The organism is Spartinivicinus poritis (assembly GCF_028858535.1).
In the GTDB taxonomy this organism is placed as follows: domain Bacteria; phylum Pseudomonadota; class Gammaproteobacteria; order Pseudomonadales; family Zooshikellaceae; genus Spartinivicinus; species Spartinivicinus poritis.
Map to the genome: position 1 here is coordinate 1 of NZ_JAPMOU010000126.1, position 3,393 is coordinate 3,393.

The window sequence follows — 3,393 nt, forward strand, 5'->3', positions numbered from 1 at the left end:
CTTGAAAATAAGCAGCCCGGGCTACCTGTTGGCTGTTTGACTGAGCGAATCAAAGCAGAAGCCCTAATAAAAACTGTCGAATCGGTTGTCACGGCTGATGAGCCAAAACAACAGCTGGAAGCGTTTACCGCAGCAATAATCAGTGTGCTGCCTGAGCATCGTTCGAAAAAACATTTAGCGGGTTTAGACTTAGGCAAGCAAGAGTCCTCTGAGTCATTAAAATACAGAGCGGCTGCATCAATAAATTAGCAGTTATGTCAATCTAAAAAAACTTCGGAATCGAGTGATAAGATTAATGCCGTTATTTTGCTAGGAAGCGGTTGGACACTTCAGGAAGTAAAAGAAGCCTTGCTCTTAGATGATGAAACACTCAGAGGTTACGTTAACCGCTATAGACAAGGTGGTGTTAGTGAGTTACTGAAAAGTCACCACAAAGGTAGTCAATCCAAGCTTTCCGATGAGCAAAAATCCTGTCTACGTGCAGAACTTGATAATCATATTCACCTAAGTACAGGTAGTGTTTGTTGCTATGTAGAAGCCACTTTTGGTATTAAGTATAGTATCAGTGGCATGACAGACTTTTTGCATCAGCTAGGGTATAGGTATAAAAAACCAAAGCTTGTGCCGGCTAACCCCAATATACATGCTCAAGAAGAGTTCCTTGAGCAATATAATCAATTTATGAAGACAAAACGGGCTGATGAAGCGGTATTTTTTCTGGATGCGATGCATCCAACTCACTGTTCAGAAGCCGCGTATGGCTGGATTAAGAAAGGACAAGAAAAAACCCTAAAGGCGAATACAGGTCGCTCTCGCTACAATATTCATGGTGCGATGAATGCAGAAACCCTGGAAACGGTTGCACTATTTAGCGAAGACAATATCAATGCAGATTCAACCATTGATCTGTTTAACTATCTGGAAAGCGTATATCCACAGGCTCAAACGATTTACGTGATAGCGGATAATGTGTGAAACTTTAAACCTCATCTGACATATTCTGTATATTTAGTATGTTGTCAGTTGAGGTGTAGTAATAAACAGAAAAGATGAGCAAGAAGTAAAGCGCAAACTTAAAGTGTTAGCTTATGCTCAAGAAACTGGAAATGTGAGTAAAACCTGTAGATATTGGGGTATTTCTAGGGATACGTTTTACCGTTGGAAGAGAGAGTATGAAAAACATGGGGAAAAAGCCTTAATCAATAGCAAGCGAGAGTGTCACTTATTTTGTGTAACTGCTCATTCATGTAAACTTCCTTAATAGGAGCAACTGAATGAGCAAAAGAACACCACAAATGACAGAAGAGCAATTAAAAAAACTACTTGGCAATATTACCACTCAAGACCAATTCAATGAGTTAACCCAATCTCTTCTCAAAACCTTTGTCGAAAGCGCTCTCAATGCTGAAATGGATGAACACCTTGGCTATGAAAAACATGCTGTAGAGGGCCATAATAGTGGTAATAGCCGTAATGGATATTATAAAGTACAGCAGGTGAAGTTGACGTATCAGTCCCAAGAGACCGTAATAGCACGTTTGAGCCCACCTTTATTGAAAAGGGGCAAACTCGCCTCACTCAATTTGATGACCAAATTTTAGCGTGTTATGCACGTGGCATGTCAACTCGCGATATTGCTGAAACCTTTGAAGAAATGTACGGAGCCAAGGTTTCCCATAATGTCATTGCTAAAGTCACAGAGTCTGTTCTGGAGCGCGTTCAAGTTTGGCAAAATAGACCGTTAGATGAAGTCTATCCAATAGTTTATCTGGACTGCATCCACGTTAAAGCCCATTATGACAAGCGAGTAGTCAATAAAGCCATTTATGTAGCGTTAGGTATCAACATGGAAGGGCATAAAGAGCTATTAGGGCTATGGATCAGTGAAAATGAAGGGGCTAAATTTTGGTTATCAGTGCTGACGGAGTTAAATAATCGAGGCGTTAAGGTGTACTGACTCATATCTGATCTGACACTACCCACTTTTTTCAGGTGCCCTGTCAGATTAGATTTGGGTTAAATTTTTCTCAGCCCAAATCTGTTTGCCATCAAGTAACGTTTGCATCGGGGTACGCCCATTACACATTTTACCTAAAGGTCACTTGATAAAATTCATTAAGAATTGTTTTATGGAATCGTTCACAAATACCATTCGTTTGGTAAGCGCTAAATAATCCACGTTATTTGAAAACTATTTTAGTTGTCCATAATGGGCCCATCATTTAGAGGAGTCAATTATGGTTACAAGTAAAGAAGCCCTTAAAAACAACTGGCTTCAGCATGTTCACACCTAGAAACAATCACAGCTCAGCCAAAAAGCCTATTGTGAAGAGCACAATTTAAAAACCCATCAATTGAGCTATTGGTATCGCAAATTTGAGCAAGGTCAGCAGCAGAAAGCCGGCAACCCCCAATCAAACTTTATCCCTGTCGCACTAAATGAAGTAAAGGATAAGACAGCGGATGATTTAGCCACTGGATTAACACTCCAGTTACCCAATGGTATTTGTTTGACTGACATCTAACTATCGAATATTCCAATTGTTCAGTCGTTGTTGAAAGTGCTGTTATGAGTTCTATTATGCGTCCCTCAAAGTCATTAACAGCCATTTACCTATACCGCAATCCCATTGACTTTCGCAAGTCTCACCAAGGGCTGGCAGCCATTGGTGAGCTAGAGTTAGGGCATAATCCTTATGAAGGCTATCTCTATGCCTTCACCAATAAAAGGCGTAATAAAATTAAATGTCTATTCTGGGAAAGCAACGGTTTTGTGCTTTATTACAAGAGTCTAGCCGAAGAAAAGTTTAAGTGGCCTAAACAATCAGAAACCCTTATTACCCTAACGGGTGAACAAATTAATTGGTTATTGGATGGGTATGATATTAATAAAATGGTACCCCATAAAAAACTGCATTATGAGTCGTGTTTTTAAGCGTGAATAGATGAGTTCCAACCCTTGATTATGGTAGTCTATCAAGCATGAAACTACCTGATAATGCACCCCAAATAGATCAACCCAATCCCTCTGATTGTTTAGAAGAGGTCAACGGTTTGTTGCAAGAAAAAGAAGCCATTATCGCCAAAAAAGATCAGCTTATTGAAGCTCAGCAAAAACGCATTGCAATACTTGAGGAGTATCTACGCTTAGAGCGCTATCGCCGTCTTGGCCCTAGCAGTGAAAAAAATACCGCACAAGGTGAACTGTTTGATGAGGCTGAGCAGTTAGTTCAACAAGCAGAGGAAGAAACGGAAGGTGAGCCAGGTACACCAGAGGATAAACCTAAACCGAAAAAAAGAGGCGGTCGTAAACCACTATAGCTAGAAAATCATAAAGTGGCATATTGAAGATGCTGTATAAATAACTTGTCTATATCATCACAGCGATGCTGT

5 protein-coding genes and 3 pseudogenes are annotated in these 3,393 nt (G+C 40.1%); 7 read left to right on the forward strand and 1 reads right to left on the reverse strand.

The features are described 5' to 3' along the window. The 4 genes and pseudogenes from ORQ98_RS29125 to ORQ98_RS29135 form a co-directional block, all read left to right on the forward strand. The coding region (locus tag ORQ98_RS29125; RefSeq protein ID WP_274692335.1) for a hypothetical protein at positions 1–249 on the forward strand (249 nt) is incomplete at its 5' end. A 54-nt stretch (positions 250–303) separates the two neighbouring features. Further along, positions 304–975, forward strand: a complete 672-nt coding sequence (locus ORQ98_RS29130) for an IS630 family transposase (RefSeq protein ID WP_342455241.1) — start codon at positions 304–306, stop codon at positions 973–975. A gap of 61 nt (positions 976–1,036) precedes the next feature. Next, positions 1,037–1,261: a helix-turn-helix domain-containing protein gene (locus tag ORQ98_RS29790; RefSeq protein WP_425347734.1), complete on the forward strand. Its 225-nt coding sequence runs from the start codon at positions 1,037–1,039 to the stop codon at positions 1,259–1,261. Positions 1,262–1,295: 34 nt separating this feature from the next. Then, a pseudogene (locus ORQ98_RS29135) lies at positions 1,296–1,948 on the forward strand (IS256 family transposase); the annotation flags it as partial. A gap of 57 nt (positions 1,949–2,005) precedes the next feature. Here ORQ98_RS29135 and ORQ98_RS29140 read toward each other — a convergent pair. Further along, positions 2,006–2,159, reverse strand: a pseudogene (locus ORQ98_RS29140) (IS481 family transposase); the annotation flags it as partial. A 147-nt stretch (positions 2,160–2,306) separates the two neighbouring features. Here ORQ98_RS29140 and tnpA point away from each other — a divergent pair. The 3 genes and pseudogenes from tnpA to ORQ98_RS29155 all read left to right on the forward strand — a co-directional run. Further along, positions 2,307–2,525, forward strand: a pseudogene (gene tnpA / locus ORQ98_RS29145) (IS66 family insertion sequence element accessory protein TnpA); the annotation flags it as partial. 44 nt (positions 2,526–2,569) lie between these two features. Continuing rightward, positions 2,570–2,935 (forward strand): IS66 family insertion sequence element accessory protein TnpB, encoded by a 366-nt coding sequence (gene tnpB, locus ORQ98_RS29150; RefSeq protein ID WP_274692338.1) that lies wholly within the window; start codon positions 2,570–2,572, stop codon positions 2,933–2,935. A gap of 47 nt (positions 2,936–2,982) precedes the next feature. After that, on the forward strand, positions 2,983–3,321 hold the full coding sequence (locus ORQ98_RS29155; RefSeq protein WP_274692339.1) for an IS66 family transposase: 339 nt from the start codon (positions 2,983–2,985) through the stop codon (positions 3,319–3,321). The last annotated feature ends 72 nt before the right edge of the window (positions 3,322–3,393 follow it).

What these genes read in the sequence shown, in the direction of transcription:
- ORQ98_RS29155 (WP_274692339.1), top strand. Translation starts at nt 2,983, where the DNA reads ATGAAACTACCTGATAATGCACCCCAAATAGATCAACCCAATCCCTCT.
- tnpB (WP_274692338.1), top strand. Translation starts at nt 2,570, where the DNA reads ATGAGTTCTATTATGCGTCCCTCAAAGTCATTAACAGCCATTTACCTA.